General features: G+C 75.1%; 15 protein-coding genes. 11 read left to right on the plus strand and 4 right to left on the minus strand.

What is annotated here, in order from left to right; all coding sequences use genetic code 11:
- The first annotated feature begins 35 nt into the window (after positions 1 to 35).
- From ACFWN3_RS11920 to ACFWN3_RS11935, 4 genes are all read left to right on the plus strand, one after another.
- Entirely contained in the window at positions 36 to 572 is a 537-nt protein-coding gene (locus tag ACFWN3_RS11920) for a SigE family RNA polymerase sigma factor (protein ID WP_377639845.1), read from the plus strand.
- Positions 569 to 1,951: a hypothetical protein gene (locus ACFWN3_RS11925; RefSeq protein WP_377639847.1), complete on the plus strand. Its 1,383-nt coding sequence runs from the start codon at positions 569 to 571 to the stop codon at positions 1,949 to 1,951. Before ACFWN3_RS11920 ends, ACFWN3_RS11925 begins: the two co-directional genes overlap by 4 nt.
- Positions 1,952 to 2,030: 79 nt before the next feature.
- Positions 2,031 to 3,242, plus strand: coding sequence for an MFS transporter (locus ACFWN3_RS11930; protein WP_377639849.1), 1,212 nt, complete (start codon positions 2,031 to 2,033; stop codon positions 3,240 to 3,242).
- A gap of 190 nt (positions 3,243 to 3,432) precedes the next feature.
- Complete coding sequence (locus tag ACFWN3_RS11935; protein ID WP_377645589.1) at positions 3,433 to 4,095, plus strand: DUF5701 family protein; 663 nt, start codon at positions 3,433 to 3,435, stop codon at positions 4,093 to 4,095.
- Positions 4,096 to 4,158: 63 nt separating this feature from the next.
- Here ACFWN3_RS11935 and ACFWN3_RS11940 read toward each other — a convergent pair whose 3' ends face one another.
- Together ACFWN3_RS11940 and ACFWN3_RS11945 are read right to left on the minus strand one after the other, a co-directional pair.
- Positions 4,159 to 5,655, minus strand: a complete 1,497-nt coding sequence (locus ACFWN3_RS11940; protein WP_377639851.1) for an MDR family MFS transporter — start codon at positions 5,653 to 5,655, stop codon at positions 4,159 to 4,161.
- Positions 5,656 to 5,716: 61 nt separating this feature from the next.
- On the minus strand, positions 5,717 to 6,430 hold the full coding sequence (locus ACFWN3_RS11945) for a vancomycin high temperature exclusion protein (RefSeq protein WP_377639853.1): 714 nt from the start codon (positions 6,428 to 6,430) through the stop codon (positions 5,717 to 5,719).
- 31 nt (positions 6,431 to 6,461) lie between these two features.
- Between ACFWN3_RS11945 and ACFWN3_RS11950 the strand changes: the two genes are divergently transcribed.
- From ACFWN3_RS11950 to ACFWN3_RS11970, 5 genes are all read left to right on the plus strand, one after another.
- Positions 6,462 to 7,733 (plus strand): ArgE/DapE family deacylase, encoded by a 1,272-nt coding sequence (locus tag ACFWN3_RS11950; RefSeq protein ID WP_377639854.1) that lies wholly within the window; start codon positions 6,462 to 6,464, stop codon positions 7,731 to 7,733.
- A gap of 114 nt (positions 7,734 to 7,847) precedes the next feature.
- Positions 7,848 to 9,104 carry a hypothetical protein gene (locus tag ACFWN3_RS11955; RefSeq protein WP_377639856.1) on the plus strand — a complete coding sequence of 419 codons (1,257 nt, stop codon included), beginning with the start codon at positions 7,848 to 7,850 and terminating at the stop codon, positions 9,102 to 9,104.
- Positions 9,089 to 9,883, plus strand: a complete 795-nt coding sequence (locus tag ACFWN3_RS11960) for a hypothetical protein (RefSeq protein ID WP_377639858.1) — start codon at positions 9,089 to 9,091, stop codon at positions 9,881 to 9,883. The genes ACFWN3_RS11955 and ACFWN3_RS11960 overlap by 16 nt, the downstream gene beginning before the upstream one ends.
- 162 nt (positions 9,884 to 10,045) lie before the next feature.
- Positions 10,046 to 10,327, plus strand: a complete 282-nt coding sequence (locus ACFWN3_RS11965; protein ID WP_377639860.1) for a hypothetical protein — start codon at positions 10,046 to 10,048, stop codon at positions 10,325 to 10,327.
- 31 nt (positions 10,328 to 10,358) lie between these two features.
- The gene (locus ACFWN3_RS11970; RefSeq protein ID WP_377639862.1) at positions 10,359 to 11,129 is read left to right on the plus strand and encodes a hypothetical protein; all 771 of its coding nucleotides are present in this window, start codon (positions 10,359 to 10,361) and stop codon (positions 11,127 to 11,129) included.
- Between the two features lie 32 nt (positions 11,130 to 11,161).
- Here ACFWN3_RS11970 and ACFWN3_RS11975 read toward each other — a convergent pair whose 3' ends face one another.
- Positions 11,162 to 12,289 carry a potassium channel family protein gene (locus ACFWN3_RS11975; RefSeq protein ID WP_377639864.1) on the minus strand — a complete coding sequence of 376 codons (1,128 nt, stop codon included), beginning with the start codon at positions 12,287 to 12,289 and terminating at the stop codon, positions 11,162 to 11,164.
- A 112-nt stretch (positions 12,290 to 12,401) separates the two neighbouring features.
- Between ACFWN3_RS11975 and ACFWN3_RS11980 the strand changes: the two genes are divergently transcribed.
- Positions 12,402 to 12,953: a dihydrofolate reductase family protein gene (locus tag ACFWN3_RS11980; RefSeq protein ID WP_377639866.1), complete on the plus strand. Its 552-nt coding sequence runs from the start codon at positions 12,402 to 12,404 to the stop codon at positions 12,951 to 12,953.
- 14 nt (positions 12,954 to 12,967) lie between these two features.
- On the opposite strand, the gene ACFWN3_RS11985 is transcribed toward ACFWN3_RS11980, so the two are convergent.
- Entirely contained in the window at positions 12,968 to 13,492 is a 525-nt protein-coding gene (locus ACFWN3_RS11985; protein WP_377639868.1) for a DUF6328 family protein, read from the minus strand.
- Between the two features lie 89 nt (positions 13,493 to 13,581).
- Between ACFWN3_RS11985 and ACFWN3_RS11990 the strand changes: the two genes are divergently transcribed.
- Positions 13,582 to 14,619, plus strand: coding sequence for a GNAT family N-acetyltransferase (locus ACFWN3_RS11990; RefSeq protein ID WP_377639870.1), 1,038 nt, complete (start codon positions 13,582 to 13,584; stop codon positions 14,617 to 14,619).
- Positions 14,620 to 14,631 lie beyond the last annotated feature (12 nt).

The raw sequence follows: 14,631 nt of genomic DNA on the forward strand, positions 1-14,631 counted from the left end.
AGTAGGCATCGGGCACGAGGACGGGGAGGTGGGGCGTGGCGGACCGGGAGGCGTTCGACGCGTACGTGCGCGAGCGGTGGGTGCCGCTCCTGCGCACGGCCACCCTGCTGACCGGCGACCGCCACGCCGCCGAGGACCTCGTCCAGGAGACCCTCGTCCGCGCGGCGCAGCACTGGCGCCGGGTCGACCCGGCCACCGCCGACGCCTACGTGCGCCGCATCCTCTACACGCGGTCCGTCGACGCATGGCGCTGGCGCCGCCACCAGCCCGACCCGGCCGGCCACCCCGGTCTCGACGAGCACCCCGGGGCCGACCGCCCGGCCATCCCCGACCCGAGCGGCGGGGCGGTCGACCGGCTGACCCTCGCGGAGGCCCTCGCGCGGCTGACACCCCGCCAGCGGGCCGTCCTCGTCCTCCGGTTCTACGACGACCGCACCGAGGTCGAGGCCGCCCGCCTCCTCGGCTGCTCGGTCAACACGGTGAAGTCGCAGACGCGGCACGCCCTCGAGCGGCTGCGGGTCCTCGCGCCCGAGCTCGCCGGCACCTTCGGCCGTGAGGAGGCCACCCGATGAGCCCCACCGAGCTGGGCACCGCCCTGCGCGACCTCGTTGACGGCGTCGAGGACGACGCGCTCGCCCCGGCGCCCGCCGACCTCTGGCGCCACGGCAGCCGTCGCCGGGGGCGGACCCGCGCCGTCGCCGGCCTCGCCGCCGCCTCGGTCGCCGCGATGGTCGCGCTGCTCGCCTGGCCCGCCGGCGAGCCGCGCGCCTCCGTCCCGGCCGACGGCACCCGCGTCGTCGACGGCCGCGCGCGGCTGACCGCCTTCCCCGAGAACGTGGCCATGCCCCCGTCGACACCCACCAGCAGCCGTCCCGGCAGGGCCGCCCTCGTCCTCCCCGTGGCCGATGACGACGGCGTCAACTGGTACGCCGTGGCACCGACGGGTGGCGTCAGCCGACTGCCCCTCGCGGCCGACTCCGTGGAATCCTCCGCCCTGTCGCCGGACGGGCGGTGGCTGGCCACCGGGCACCAGCTCCACGACCTCGTCGACGGTCGCGACGCGATCGACGCCGACACGCTGGCCGCCCTCGAGAACCGGAGAACGCCCTCCACCGCCGTGTGGTGGTCGCCGGACTCGAGTCGCGCCTACGTCGCGGGCTTCGGCGAGGGGTCGCCGCCACCGGGCATGGGCGTCGTGCTCGACGTGGACGGCGGGGTGACGGAGGTCCCTCTCCTGCTCGGCGGGATCGTCGCGGTCGACGCCGGGTGGCTCGACGACGAGACCCTCGTCTCCCTCGCCGGCCTGGGCCCGCGCGTCGAGCGGCTCCAGATCCACACGTGGCGGGTGGGGGACGCCGACTGGTCGACCGGCGGTCCGATCGTGTCGTGGCTGGGCGGCCCTCGCGACGGGGACGGCGGTGTGGTCTCGGTCCTGCGTGCGTCGGTGTCGCCCGACGGTTCGCGGATGGTGCTCACGGCGTCACTGGGGCGGGACGGCACGGCCTCAGAGCTGTCGAGCACACGTGCCGTCGTCGTCGACCCCCGCACCGGTGGCGTGCTCGGTCTGCCCTCCGCCGACGGCGCCTGGCCGTCGGGCGACCAGTCCGGGTCGTACGCCGAGTGGGAGGGCTGGGGGTGCCGGCCCGCCTGGCGGAACGGACTGCCACTCGTGACGGACCACGGCGTGCGGCCGGTGAACGGCCCGGACGACGAGCTGGTCCGCGTGTCGTCCCGGTTCGGGGGAGCGTGCCCCGTGTTCGCCGGGGACGAGCTGTCCGGCTCGGGTGTGCCCAACACGATGGCGGTCTGGGAGGAGCGGGCCTGGGTCTTCGGTCTGCCCCTGCTCGTCGTCGCGCTCGTCGGGCTGGTGGGGTGGCGGGCGAGCCGTCGGCGCAACCGGTGGCGCGAGCGTCCTCGCTGGCTGCCGATGATCTACGTCCAGCGGTTCTGACGCCGTTCGCGATGGGCGTTGTCGAGGCCCCAGGTGCGGCCGCACGGGCCGTCGGTGGCGGGAGGCATACTGGCTGATCGTGTCCGCCTCGCCCCCGCTCCCCGTCGAGCGGGCACGCATCCCGCGCGAGATCTGGGTCCTCATCGCGTCGGCGTTCGTCATCGCCCTGGGGTTCGGGCTCATCACGCCGGTCCTGCCGCAGTTCGCGCAGAGCTTCGGCGTCGGGGCCACCGCGAGCTCGGTCGTCGTCTCGGCCTTCGCGTTCTTCCGGCTCGTCTTCGCGCCCGGCGGGGGACGCCTCATCGCGCGCCTCGGCGAGCGACCGGTCTACCTCATGGGCCTGGTCATCGTCGCGATCTCCACCGGCGCCACGGCCTTCGCGCAGACGTACTGGCAGCTCCTCCTCTTCCGCGGGGTCGGCGGCATCGGGTCGGTGATGTTCACGGTGTCGGCCGTCGCCCTCATGGTGCGGCTGTCGCCACCGACGATCCGGGCGCGGGTGTCGTCGGCCTACGCCTCGGCCTTCCTCATCGGTGGCATCGGCGGGCCGGTCGTCGGCGGCCTCCTCGGCAACCTCGGGCTGCGCGTGCCGTTCATCGTGTACGCGATCACGCTGCTCGTCGCGGCCTCCGTCGTCGCGGTCTTCCTCGGCGGGACGTCGTTGCGGCCCGACGAGAACGCCGCTGCCCTCCCCGCGATGACCTTCCGCGAGGGCTGGGGCGACAGCGCCTACCGTGCCGCCGTCGCCTCGGGCTTCGCGAACGGCTGGGCCAACTTCGGGGTGCGCAACGCGATCCTGCCGCTCTTCGCGGCCGTCGTCATCGGCAGGCAGCCGTGGGTCGCGGGCATGGCGCTCGCCGTCTTCGCGGCCGGCAACGCCGTCGGGCTGACCCTGGCGGGGCGGCTCTCGGACCGCATCGGGCGCAAGCCGTTCATCGTCAGCGGGCTCGTCGTCAGCGGGGTGGCGACGGCCGTGACGGGCTTCTCGACGACCCTGCCCGTGCTCGTCGTCCTCTCGGTCGTCGCCGGGCTCGGCTCGGGGGCGCTGAACCCCGCGCAGCAGGCGTCGCTCGCCGACGTCATCGGCCGCGAGCGCAACGGCGGCCCGGCCCTCGCGGCCTTCCAGATGTCGGCCGACACCGGCGCCATCATCGGGCCGGTCGTCGCCGGTCTCCTCGTCGACGTCGGCTCGTACTCACTCGCCTTCGGGGTCACGGGTGCGATCACCCTCCTCGCGGCGATCCCCTGGCTGCGGGCCCGCGAGACCCACGTCGTCCCCGCCCGCGCCTGACCCCCTCGCTCGCCCCACCCCGTGGGTCGAGGTGTCCGCCCGGTGCGCGAGGCCCGCCGACCACCTCGACCCAGCGAGCGATGAGGGCGCGGGGAACCTCCGACGGCACCACCGGCGTTGATGATGGGCCGGTCCCGAACCGGCGGGCGCGCCGGGCCACCGGCCGCCGAGCACCGACCCGGAGGTCACCATCACCGCAGCCACCGCCACCGTCGCCGCCACGACCGTCGTCGACCAGCAGGTCGAGACCCTCCTCGCCCTCGGCTACCCGGCCCTCGCCGGGCTCACTGAGCAGGCGTTCACCGACCGCCTCGCGCCCCTCCGTGACGCCGCCGCGTCGCTGCCCGACCTGCCGGTCGAGCCGACACCGGGCCGCACCCCGCTCGTCGTGGTCGTCACGCGCGAGCTCGTCGACCCCGAGCTGACGGTGCCGCTGCTCCGCCTCGCGCCTCGGGGCACCAGACCGGGCGTCGTCGACCGCAACCACGGTGAGCAGGGCCTCGCGCCCTACCGGCCCATCGCCGAGGTCGAGCTCCCCGACCCGGCCGCCTACCTGCTCCTCGACGTCGACCGCGGCGAGGAGTTCCTCGACGTCCGGCCCGAGGAGGCGCTGCCGGTCATCCTCGGTCGGGGCCGCACGCCGCTGACGGTCGAGGAGGGCGTCGCCGTCGTCACGCACGCGCCGGAGGTGCTCGAGAAGAACCGCTGCTTCATGCTGTCCGGGTCACGCCGCGGCGACCGGCGGGTGCCGGCGATGTGGATCAGTGAGCGGGCGCCGAAGCTCGGCTGGTGCTGGGACGGCAACCCGCACACGTGGCTCGGCGTCGCGAGCACGGGCGGCCGCACCGCCTGAGGGCGCCGCGCCGGTCCCGCGCGCTCGGGTGGCCGCCGCCACGGCCTCCAGGGCACCCGCGGGTCAGGTGGTGGGCGCGTCCTCGCTGACGGGTTCCTCGACGACCTCCTCGACCCGCTTCGGCATGAGGACCGACGCGAGCAGGAGGGTGAGGGCGATGGCGAACGAGAGGACGAACACCGCCTCGATGGCCGGCTCGAGGACGCCCGGGGGCAGCGACTCGAGGCTCTCGGGCTCGTGCCCGAGGCGGCCGCGGACGACGGAGTTGGCGAGGGCCCCGAAGGCGGCCACGCCCACGGCACTGCCGATGGAGCGCGCGAACAGGGTGGCCGACGTCGCGACGCCGCGCTCCTGCCAGCCGACCGCCGCCTGGGCGGCGACGATCGACGGGCTGGCGACCCAGCCGAACCCGAGCCCCATGACGAAGTTCGGCACCGCGAGGTGCAGCGGCGAGCTGGACCCGTCGACGGTGAGGAGCAGCGCCGCGCCGACGACCGACACGACCGACCCGAGGAGCACCGTGGCGCGGAACCCGAAGCGGAGGTAGACCCGCCCGGCGGTCGTCGCGGCGACCGGCCAGCCGATGGTCATCGCCGCGAGGACGAACCCGGCGACGATGGCGCCCGTGCCGAGGACGCCCTGCGAGAACAGCGGGACGTACGAGGTCAGCCCGAGGAGGAGCACGCCGACGACGAACGAGAGCGCCATCGCCGCGCCGACGACACGGTGCCGGAAGACCCACAGGGGGAGGACGGGCTCGGCGGCCCGGTGCTCGACGAGGACGAACGCCGCGAGGAGGACGGCGGCGCCGGCGAGGAGGCCGATGCTCGCGCGCGACGACCACGCCCACACGACGCCGCCCTCGAGGAGGGCGACGAGCAGCGCGACCGTGCCGAGGGTCAGCAGGACCGAGCCGGCGACGTCGATCCGCGGTCGTGCGGCGCCCGGGTCGCGCGGGGCCCGCGACTCGGTGAACCGCGTCCAGAGCATCCACGTCGCGACGGCGCCGAGGGGGAGGTTGACGAGGAAGATCCAGCGCCACGAGAGGTAGTCGGCGAAGATGCCGCCGAGCGTCGGCCCGACGAGGGAGGACGCCGCCCACACCGAGGCCACGTACCCCTGGACCTTGGCGCGCTCGGCCACCGAGTAGATGTCGCCGAGGATGGTCATCCCCACGGGCTGGACCGCCCCGGCACCCAGCCCCTGGAGGGCGCGGAACGCGATGAGGCTGCCCATCGACCACGCGACGCCGCACAGCAGCGACCCGACGACGAAGAGCCCGACGCCGACGAGCATGATCCGCTTGCGGCCCACGAGGTCGGACAGCTTCCCGTAGACCGGCATCGACACGGCCTGCGCCAGCAGGTACACCGAGAACAGCCACGGGAACTGGGTCAGCCCACCGAGGTCGTCGACGACCGCCGGGACCGCGGCCGCGAGGATCGTCGCGTCGATGGCCACGAGCCCGGTGCTGAGCATGACCGCCAGCAGGACCGGGCCCCGCTCGCTGCGGAGGCCGACGGAGGCGCGCGTGATCGGGGCGTCCGTCGAGGAGGTCATGTCAGCGGCCAACCCCTCGCGCCCGCCCGGCATTCCGCGGGTTCGACGGTCGGGACGGACCTCAGGACGCGGTGAGGGCGTCGCGCACGCCGGACTCGGCCGGGCCGAGGACGGGGTCGCGACCGGACACGACGTCGAGCACGGCCTTGACGGAGGCCGGGACCTCGCGCACGGCGCCGCGGCGCCACTCGGTGCGGTACCGCTCGCCGGTCCAGTCGCCGACGCCGTCGGCGTCCAGGCCCACCGCCCGGCAGATCGCGACGGCCCGTGGCAGGTGATGGGCCTGCGAGACGACGAGGAGGCGGTCGACCCCGAAGACCCGGCGGGCTCGCACGCACGAGTCGTAGGTGTCGCGCCCGGCGAAGTCGCGCACCACCCGCTCGGGGGGGATCCCCCTCGCGACGAGGTACTCCTGCATCGCGGTGGGCTCGTCGTACGTCGTGTACCGGTTGTCGCCCGAGACGAGGACGACCTGCGCCCGACCGCTGCCGACGAGCTCGGCCGCGACGTCGAGGCGTCCGGCGAGGTACGGGCTCGGCGCCCCGTCGGCGGTGAGGCCGGCACCCAGGACGAGGACGACGGGGGCACTCGGTGCGTCGCCGGCGCGGAAGACGTGGCCGGAGGACGCGGCGCGGGTCCACAGCCACGGTCCGGCCCCGAGGACGAGGCCCGCGAGGACGAGGACGGCGGCGACCGAGCGGACGCGACGTCCCCACCCACGCGCCCGGCGGGGCGGCGTCGCGGGGGCCCGGCGGAGCCGACGAGGTGCAGCCATGCGCGCGACGCTAGCGGCATACGCTGGGCCGGTGAGCGACCTGACGACCGCGGAGCAGCGCGTCCTGGGCGCGCTCGACGAGGCCGAGCTCGTCGCGACGCTCGTCGAGCTGGTCAGGGTCCCCAGCGTCACGGGGACCGACGCAGAGGCCGACCTCCAGCACACGGTGGCCCGCTGGTACGAGGAGGCCGGCCTCGAGGTCGACCTCTGGTCCCTCGACCTCGAGGCGCTGAGGGCGGACCCCGGCTTCCCCGGGACCGAGGCGCCGCGAGTCGAGGGGTTCGGGCTCGTGGGGACCGGGGCCGGTGAGGGCGTCCCGGGGCTGATCCTCCAAGGACACGTGGACGTCGTCCCCACCGGCGACCTCGCGAAGTGGGCCGGGGGAGAGGCGTTCTCGGCTCGGATCGTCGACGGGGTGCTGCACGGCCGCGGTGCGTGCGACATGAAGGCGGGGGTCGCCGCCAACCTCGCCGTCGCCCGGGCCCTGCACCGCTCCGGGGTCGCGCTCGAGCGACGGCTCGCGCTCCACAGCGTCGTCAGCGAGGAGGACGGGGGGCTCGGCGCCTTCGCGACGCTGCGGCGCGGGCACGGGGGCGAGGTCGCGGTCATCACCGAGCCGACGAGCGGCCGGGTCGTCACCGCCAACGCCGGCGCCCTGACCTTCCGGTTGGAGGTCGCGGGACGGGCCGCGCACGGCAGCACCCGCCTCGAGGGCGTCTCGGCCATCGACGCCTTCTTCCCCGTCCACGTCGCGCTGCGGTCGCTGGAGGCTCGCCGCAACACCGACGCCGACCCGCTGTTCGCGGACACCTCTCTGCCGTACGGGATCTCGGTCGGCACGGTCCGCTCCGGCGACTGGGCCAGCTCGGTCCCCGACCTCCTCGTCGCCGAGGGACGCATGGGCGTGCGGCTCGACGAGGACCCCGCGGACGCCCGGCAGGCCCTGGAGGAGGCGGTCGTCGAGGCCGCTTCGCGCGACCCGTGGCTGCGCGAGCACCCGCCCGTCGTCACCTGGCCGGGAGGGCAGTTCGCCTCGGGTCGGCTCGAGGGAGGCCACGGCCTCCTCGCCGAGGTCACCGATGCCGTCGAGACCGTCACCGGCGCACGGCCGGACGAGGGCGCCGCACCCTACGGTTCGGACCTGCGCCTCTACACCGGCGTCGGCGGCATCCCCACGCTCCAGTACGGGCCCGGCGACGTCCGGCTGGCCCACGCCCCCCGGGAGTCGGTACCGGTCGAGGAGGTCGTCGAGGTCGCCCGGGCGCTCGCGCTCCTCGCGGCCCGCCGCCTCGGCGCCCACTGACTCCCCCGCCGTCGAGGCCGACGCCCCTCGACGCGGGACGGTCGGGCCCGGGCGAAGGAGCGCCGTTCGGTGGATGGCCAGCGCCCGGCTGCGTCCCTAGGCTCGCAGCACCGCGTGAGCGGCACGAGGCAGCACCCGGCGAGCGCCGGGACCGTCGGCAGGGGGTACGTCGTGGTCTTCCCCTCGCTGCACCGCGACCCGCTCGTGCGCCACCTGCCCCCCGCCGACGAGCGCCCGGTCGCGGGGGTGGAGTGCGAGTACCGGCTGGTCGACGACTCCGGTCGCCCGGCCGATGCCCGGGTGCACCTCGGCCCCCGGCTGGCCGACCTGCCCCACCTCGACCCGGGCGACCCGCGCGCCGTGCGGCTGGACATCGGCTCGGCCCTCACCTGCGACGGCTGGGAGGCCGAGGCGGTCACCCCGCCGCTGCCCTGGGGCCCCACGACCGGTTCGGACCTGACGGAGTGCGTCGCCGCCACGCGGGCCGCGCTGCTGAGGATCCTGGCGCCGGACTCCTTTGCGGTGCAGGGGTTCTCGACCCACCTGAACGTGACCGTCCCGGACCGCAGGGCGGTGGCCGTCGCCCGGGACATCGCCCGACGGTGCTCGGTTGCCGTGGCCCTGCTCACCGAGGGTCGCTCCGGCGACGGCCTGCTCGTCCGGCCCCGACGCGGCCGGCTCGAGGTCGGCTGCGACCACCTCGAGGACCGGATGATCACGCCCGCGACCACCCTCCTCGCGGGCGTCGTGGCCCTCCTCCAGCACCGGCCGTCACGGCTCCCTCGGCTCGACGTCGCCGTGCAGCCGGCCCGCGAGAAGTTCGGGTTCTACGTCGGCCTCGACGCCGCGGGGGGCGACCTGCTGCGGTCAGGACGCGGGACGGTCCTCCGGACCCGTCGCGGCGCACGGCTGTCGGCTCAGGACCACCTCGAGCAGGTCTGGTCGGCCGCCAGGCCGTACGCCGAGGCGCACGGCCTCGCTCTCGCCGAGACCGACGCGGTGGTGTCGGGGTCGACCCCGCTGGCCTCCGAGTCCGGGGCGCCCCCCACGTGGACCACCTCGGGGACGGCGGTGTCGGCGAGCACCCGCCGATGGGGTGTCGACCTGGACCCGCGGGTCCGGCCGGCCGGGTCGGCCGGCGTGGCCTGGGCGACGTGGGACACGACCGCGTGGCGCTGTGCATCCGACGCGGGGACGGCCCGCTTCGCGGTGGTCCCGAGGTCGCGGCACGCCGGCTTCGTCGCCGAGCTGGACGCAGGGCGGCTCGACGCCCTGCTCTTCAGCGAGGGACCCTCGACGCCGCCGCGGGAGGCCCCGCCGGCCCGCCGCACCGCCGCACCGAGGAGGGGGCCACGATGGGTCGCGAGCTGACGGGGTCGGAGCAGGCCCGCCGCGCCGGGCTGTGGGACGAGGTCCGTCCCGAGGCGCTGGTGCCCCGGGAACGCGACCCCGTCACCGGCTCGCTGGCCCGGTCGGCCGACACCGACGGCGGTGCCAAGGACCGGCGCACCGAGTCCAGCCGGTCCGAGGCGCCGGCTCCGAGCGCGCCGCGTCACGCCCCGGTTGTGCGGCCCCGGTGGGTGCTCGTCGCCGCGGCGGGCGCCGCCGCCCTCGTCGTCGGCGTCGGTGGCGCCGTCGCCCTGGTCAACCGCGACGCCGACGACGCCGGTCGCGGCGCCGCTCCCGCCGACCCGACCCCGACGGGGACGGCCGGACCGTCGCCGAGCAGCGGCTCGCCGGGCCAGACCGACGCTCCGGTGTTCGCGGGTCCCGACGAGCGGTTCTACCGAGGGACCCTGACGAGCATCTCGGACGAGGGTGACGTCCTGAGCTCGGGGGAGCAGCCCGTCCGCGTCGTCTGCACCGACACGTGCGAGCTCTTCTTCATCGGGAACCGGCGAGAGGTGACCTGGCCGCTGGAGGAGACCGACGTCACCGTCGTCCTGCCCCAGGAGGGGGACGGCTCGGACCTGTGCGGTGACGGTGACTTCAGCCAGAAGGAGACGTGGGTGATCTCCGTCAGCGAGGAGGACCTGGACTTCACGAGCACGTCGACCCAGATCGGGCCGACGACGTGCCCGGACGGCACCACGAGCACCTATCCGGGCGGTGTCGTCACGTTCTCGGGCACGCTCGTCCCCGGGAGGTGAAGGCACCGGTGCGCACCGCCTCGCCTCGGACGGGACCAGAGCCCGCACGAAGCCGCGCCGTTCGGGGGATGGGCACCGCACCGGCGCGTCCCTAGGCTCGGCCCACCAGGTCAGCGGCACCGGGCAGCGGTGGGCGACCGGCACCGTCGGAAGGACGGCATCATGGGCGAGAAGGGCAACCTGACCTCGGGCGAGCTGGCCGGGGTCCTCGAGGGTGGCGGGGCGGGCGTCCTCGCCGGGGCGGCCGGCGCCGCGGCACCCGGCGTGACCACCGTGGTCACCGACGGCGGGACCACGATCATCTCCGCGGCGACGAGCCTCGGGGAGAAGCTGGTCGACAAGTCGGTGGACGTGGGAGGCGACACCGTCGCCGAGCGGCTCAAGCAGCGCCTCGGCGACCAGCCGGACGCGTCGAGTCCCGGCGACGACCGCCCGGCGACGTAGCCCGACGCCGGCTCCGTGGACGGCGGCCGACGTGGCGCGTGAGCTGACCGGGTCGCAGCAGGCGCGCCAGGCCGGGGTGTGGGACCGGGTCCGGCCCGAGGCCCTCGTCCCCCGCGAACGCGACCCGGTGACCGGTTCGCTGAGCGGGCGTCGCGACGCCGACGGTGGCGTCAAGGGCCGGCGCACCGAGGCCGGCCCGACCGGGGCGTCGACCCCCGTGACGCCGGCCCGAGTGCCGAAGGGCCGGTGGCCGGCCGTTGCCTCGGTGGCGGCCGTGGCGCTCGTCATCGGCGTCGGAGGTGCGGTTGCCCTCGCGACCCGCGACTCCGGCCCCGGGAGGAACGGCGCCGTGGGGCCGACGACCACCGCGGCGAACCCCGGCAGCTCGCCCGGCTCCACCCCGAGGTCGGTCAGCCCGTCGGCCCTGCAGGAGCGGAGCTACACCGGGACGATGACGAGCACATCCCAGGAGGGCGGCTCACAGACGACGCCGATGAGTGTCGGCGTGTCCTGCACGGACACCGAGTGCCGACTCGTCGGGTGGTCGATGTCGGACCGACCGATGACGTGGGCGCCGGCCGCCACCTCCGTGACCGGCGTCCTCCCGAAGATCGGGGAGGTGACGAACATCTGCGACGGCGCGCAACCCTTCGCTCCCCAGGCCGCATGGGCGATGACCATCAGCGACGACGCCCTGGACTTCACCGTGTCGAACGAGAAGGTGTCGGCAGGGTGCCCCGGGGGCGGGAGTGCCGGCGCGGGCGGGAGCGTCATCGAGTTCGACGGGACCCGGGACCGCTGACGCCACGACCGGCGTCCCTCGCCGCCTGACGCTCAGCCGTCGAGGTCGAGCGCCTCGTCGGGCCGCATGGGGTGGAGCTCGCCGAGCGTCTCGGCCACGACGATCGCGGTGTCCCCGCGCTCGAGGCGGAAGTCCGAGGGCGGGTTGGTCAGCGTGCGCTCCCCGCGGGCCACGGCGAGCAGGGTGGCGCTGTGGTCGCCGCGCAGCCGCGCCGACAGGTCGTCGAGCCCGAGGTCGACGTAGTCGTCGGGCAGGCGCACCCGGTACAGCTCGGACCCCTCGCCGCCCGACACGATGTCGGTGACGAGCGCGGCGATCCCCGGGTACAGGGCGGTGCGCGCGAGCAGCCGTGACGCCAGGCGCGAGGTCACGAGGATCTCGTCGGCCTTGGCCCGCCGCACGTGCTCGACGTGCTTGGGGTTGTTCACCTCGACGACGGTGCGGACCTGCGGCGCCATCGTCTCGATGGCGAGCACCGTGAGGATCGAGCGCATGTCGGCCTCGTTGCTCGCGTCCGACGGGCAGATGATCGCCGCGGCGGCCTCGGGGATGCCGGCGCGCTCGAGGTCCTCCGCGCTCGTCGCGTCGCCGCGCACGAAGTAGCAGCCCGGACCGGCCGGGCTGCGCTCGGTGTCGTGAAGGACGACCACCCTGGCGTCGAACTCGTCGCTCTTCAGCTCCTCGATGAGCTCGCGCGCGGTGGCGTTCCAGCCGCAGACGACGATGTGGTCGCGGTACCCGGCAGCACCCATCCCCTGACCTTCCTTGAGCAGGAACTCGATGACGAAGCCGACGATGGCGGCGGTGAGGGCCGCGACGATCGCGACCCCGAAGAAGGCGAGGAGCCAGCCGATGATGTAGCCGCCCCCGCTCGTGACGTAGCTGGCGTCGCCCGACCCGATGACCGTCGTCACGGCCCAGTAGGCCGAGTCGACCAGCCCACCGACAGAACGCTTCTCGGGCTCCAGGACCGTCACGACGACCGTGGCGACGACGACGATCGCGCTGAGCGTGATGACGAGCGTCCGGAAGAAGTGGAGGTCGAGCCCCTCGCTGATCCGGTGGGCGTGGAACCCCACGCGGCGGATGACGGGGATGCTCGACAGCGCGCGCACCGGAGCGGACAGGGCACGGGCCAGCGTCGCGCGTGCACGCCTCACCGGGAACGCCCTGCCTGCAACCCCATCGGCACAGTGTGGTGGCGCGCCGGTCGGGCCCACAAGACCCCGGTGCGCCAGCCCCTCCGGTGCGTCGAGGTGGCACGATGCCGGGATGGCCCGGCTGCGCTACCTCGCGATCTGCTCCCTCGACCTCCACACCGCCGACAGCGACGGGGACTTCGGGTTCGCCCGCCCCGACGACGAGCTGCACCAGGTCGTCAACGACCTCAGCCGCGAGGTCGGCACATACCTCAGCGGTCGGCGCGACCACGAGGTGATGACGTACTGGGAGACGGCGCCCGGGGACGTCCCCGGGCCGGAGGGCGAGTTCGCCCGCATCTGGCGCGCGGCCGACAAGGTGGTCTACTCCACGACGCTCGAGGAGGTCACGACGGCCCGCACCCGGCTCGTCGACCACTTCGACCCCGACGAGGTCGCGGCGCTCGTCGCCGAGAGCACCCTCGACGTCAGCATCGGCGGGCCGACGCTGGCCGCCGAGGCCTTCCGCGCGGGGCTCGTCGACGAGGTGCACCTCTTCCTCCACCCCGTCGTCATCGGCGGGGGCCTCCGGGCGCTGCCCGAGGACGTGCGCCTCGACCTCGAGCTGCTCTCGGTCGAGAGGATCGGCGAGGTCGTCCACCTGCACCACCGCGTCCGCCGCTGAGGAGGTCGCCGCCGTCAGGCGTCGGGCTCGTCCTCGGCCCGCGGGGGCGGGTTGCGCGGCGTGTCGGCGACCCGGTCGGCGACCCGGGGCAGCACGAACCACAGGACCCCGAGGACGGCGAGCAGGGCCCCGCCGGCGAGCCATCCCGCCCTCGTGCCGATGACGACGTCGACGACGAGCAGGACGACTCCCGACACGGTGACGGCGAGCGTCGCGAGCCCCGCGTGGGCGAACCGGTTGCCGGAGTCGACGAGCAGCTCGCGGCGGCGCTTGCGGAACAGGGCCCGGTGGAAGGCGACGGGCGCCACGACGAGGCCGGTCGTGAGCACCGAGCCGGCGAGCACGGCGAGGTAGACGTCCTTCTGGAACGCCGTGAGGTCGCCGAAGCGCTGCGAGAACGGCACGGTGAGCAGGAAGCCGGTGAGGATCTGGACCCCGGTCTGGGTCACCCGGATCTCCTGGAGGAGCTCGTCCCAGTTGCGGGTCAGCGTCTCCTGGGCGTGCTGCTGGTCGTCGTCGTCGTTCGGGTCGTCGGCCATCGGTCCTCCGTCGTGCGGGCGCCCACTCGGCTCGGTGCTGAACCCGTCGGCCCGCCGGAGTCTAGGGGGCGGGATGGGAGAGTGGGGTCGTGACCGAGAGCGACGTGGGCATCGACGGGCTCCCGGAGCCGTTCACCGCCCGCACCCCCGACGCCGACGACGCCGCCCCGGTCGCCGAGCTGCTCGCCGCGCACCAGCGCGCCGCGAACGGCAGCGGCACCCCCGACCCCGACGGCATCCTGCGGCTCCTCGTCGGCATCGGCTCGTGGACGCGGCGGCAGGTGCTCGTGGACGACGCCGACGGCCGGCTCGTCGCGTGGCTCTCGGTGCACGACCGCGCCGCCGGACGCACCCTCGTCGAGGTCACGGTCGACCCGCGCCTCGACGACGCCGCGGCGGCCGCCCTCGCCGGGTCCCTCTTCGCCGCCGGCGAGCGGCACGCCCACGACATCGGCCGGATGCGCCGGCTCCGCTCGACCCTGCTCGACTCCGGCGCCTACGTCGACGACCCCCGCCAGCAGGCGTGGCTCACGGCGGCGGGCTACGAGCACGTGCGGACCTGGCTCCAGATGAGCCGGCCCGTCGAGCCGACGGAGGCCGACGACCTCCCGGGTCCGCGCGAGGGCGTCGTCGTCCGCCCGGTCGACCGGCACGACGACGGGCTGCCCGTCGCGCAGGACCTCCAGGACGTCCACCGCGTCCTCGAGGAGTCGTTCCAGGACCACTTCAGCTCCTACCGCGAGAGCTTCCCGGAGTTCGTCATGCGGCTGCGTGAGGACCCCGGCCACCGCTGGGACCACTGGTGGATCGCGAGCGTCGAGGACGCCACCGGCCGCGCCGTGCCCGGGGGCGCGCTCGTGTCGTCGGTCCTGCGCCCGGACGGCTCGGGTGCCGAGGGCAGCTACGTCGACTACATCGGCGTGCACCGTCGCGCGCGGGGCCGGGGGGTCGCGAAGGCGTTGCTGCACACCGTGATCGCCGACGCAGCGCGTCGCGGGCGCAACCGGGTCGGCCTCGAGGTCGACGCCGACTCGCCGACCGGTGCCGACGGCCTGTACGTCGCGATGGGCTGGGTCACCGACTACCGGACGCAGTCGTGGCACCGCGACGTCGACATCCCGCGCTGACCGACCCGGTGG

It is taken from the genome of Oryzobacter terrae, assembly GCF_042756445.1.
Taxonomy (GTDB): Bacteria; Actinomycetota; Actinomycetes; order Actinomycetales; family Dermatophilaceae; genus Oryzobacter; species Oryzobacter terrae.

Bases quoted from the DNA above. Each gene is read 5' to 3' on its own strand.
- ACFWN3_RS11925 (WP_377639847.1), top strand. From the start codon at position 569: ATGAGCCCCACCGAGCTGGGCACCGCCCTGCGCGACCTCGTTGACGGC.
- ACFWN3_RS11940 (WP_377639851.1), bottom strand. From the start codon at position 5,655: ATGACCTCCTCGACGGACGCCCCGATCACGCGCGCCTCCGTCGGCCTC.
- ACFWN3_RS11945 (WP_377639853.1), bottom strand. From the start codon at position 6,430: ATGGCTGCACCTCGTCGGCTCCGCCGGGCCCCCGCGACGCCGCCCCGC.
- ACFWN3_RS11960 (WP_377639858.1), top strand. From the start codon at position 9,089: ATGGGTCGCGAGCTGACGGGGTCGGAGCAGGCCCGCCGCGCCGGGCTG.
- ACFWN3_RS11965 (WP_377639860.1), top strand. From the start codon at position 10,046: ATGGGCGAGAAGGGCAACCTGACCTCGGGCGAGCTGGCCGGGGTCCTC.
- ACFWN3_RS11980 (WP_377639866.1), top strand. From the start codon at position 12,402: ATGGCCCGGCTGCGCTACCTCGCGATCTGCTCCCTCGACCTCCACACC.
- ACFWN3_RS11985 (WP_377639868.1), bottom strand. From the start codon at position 13,492: ATGGCCGACGACCCGAACGACGACGACGACCAGCAGCACGCCCAGGAG.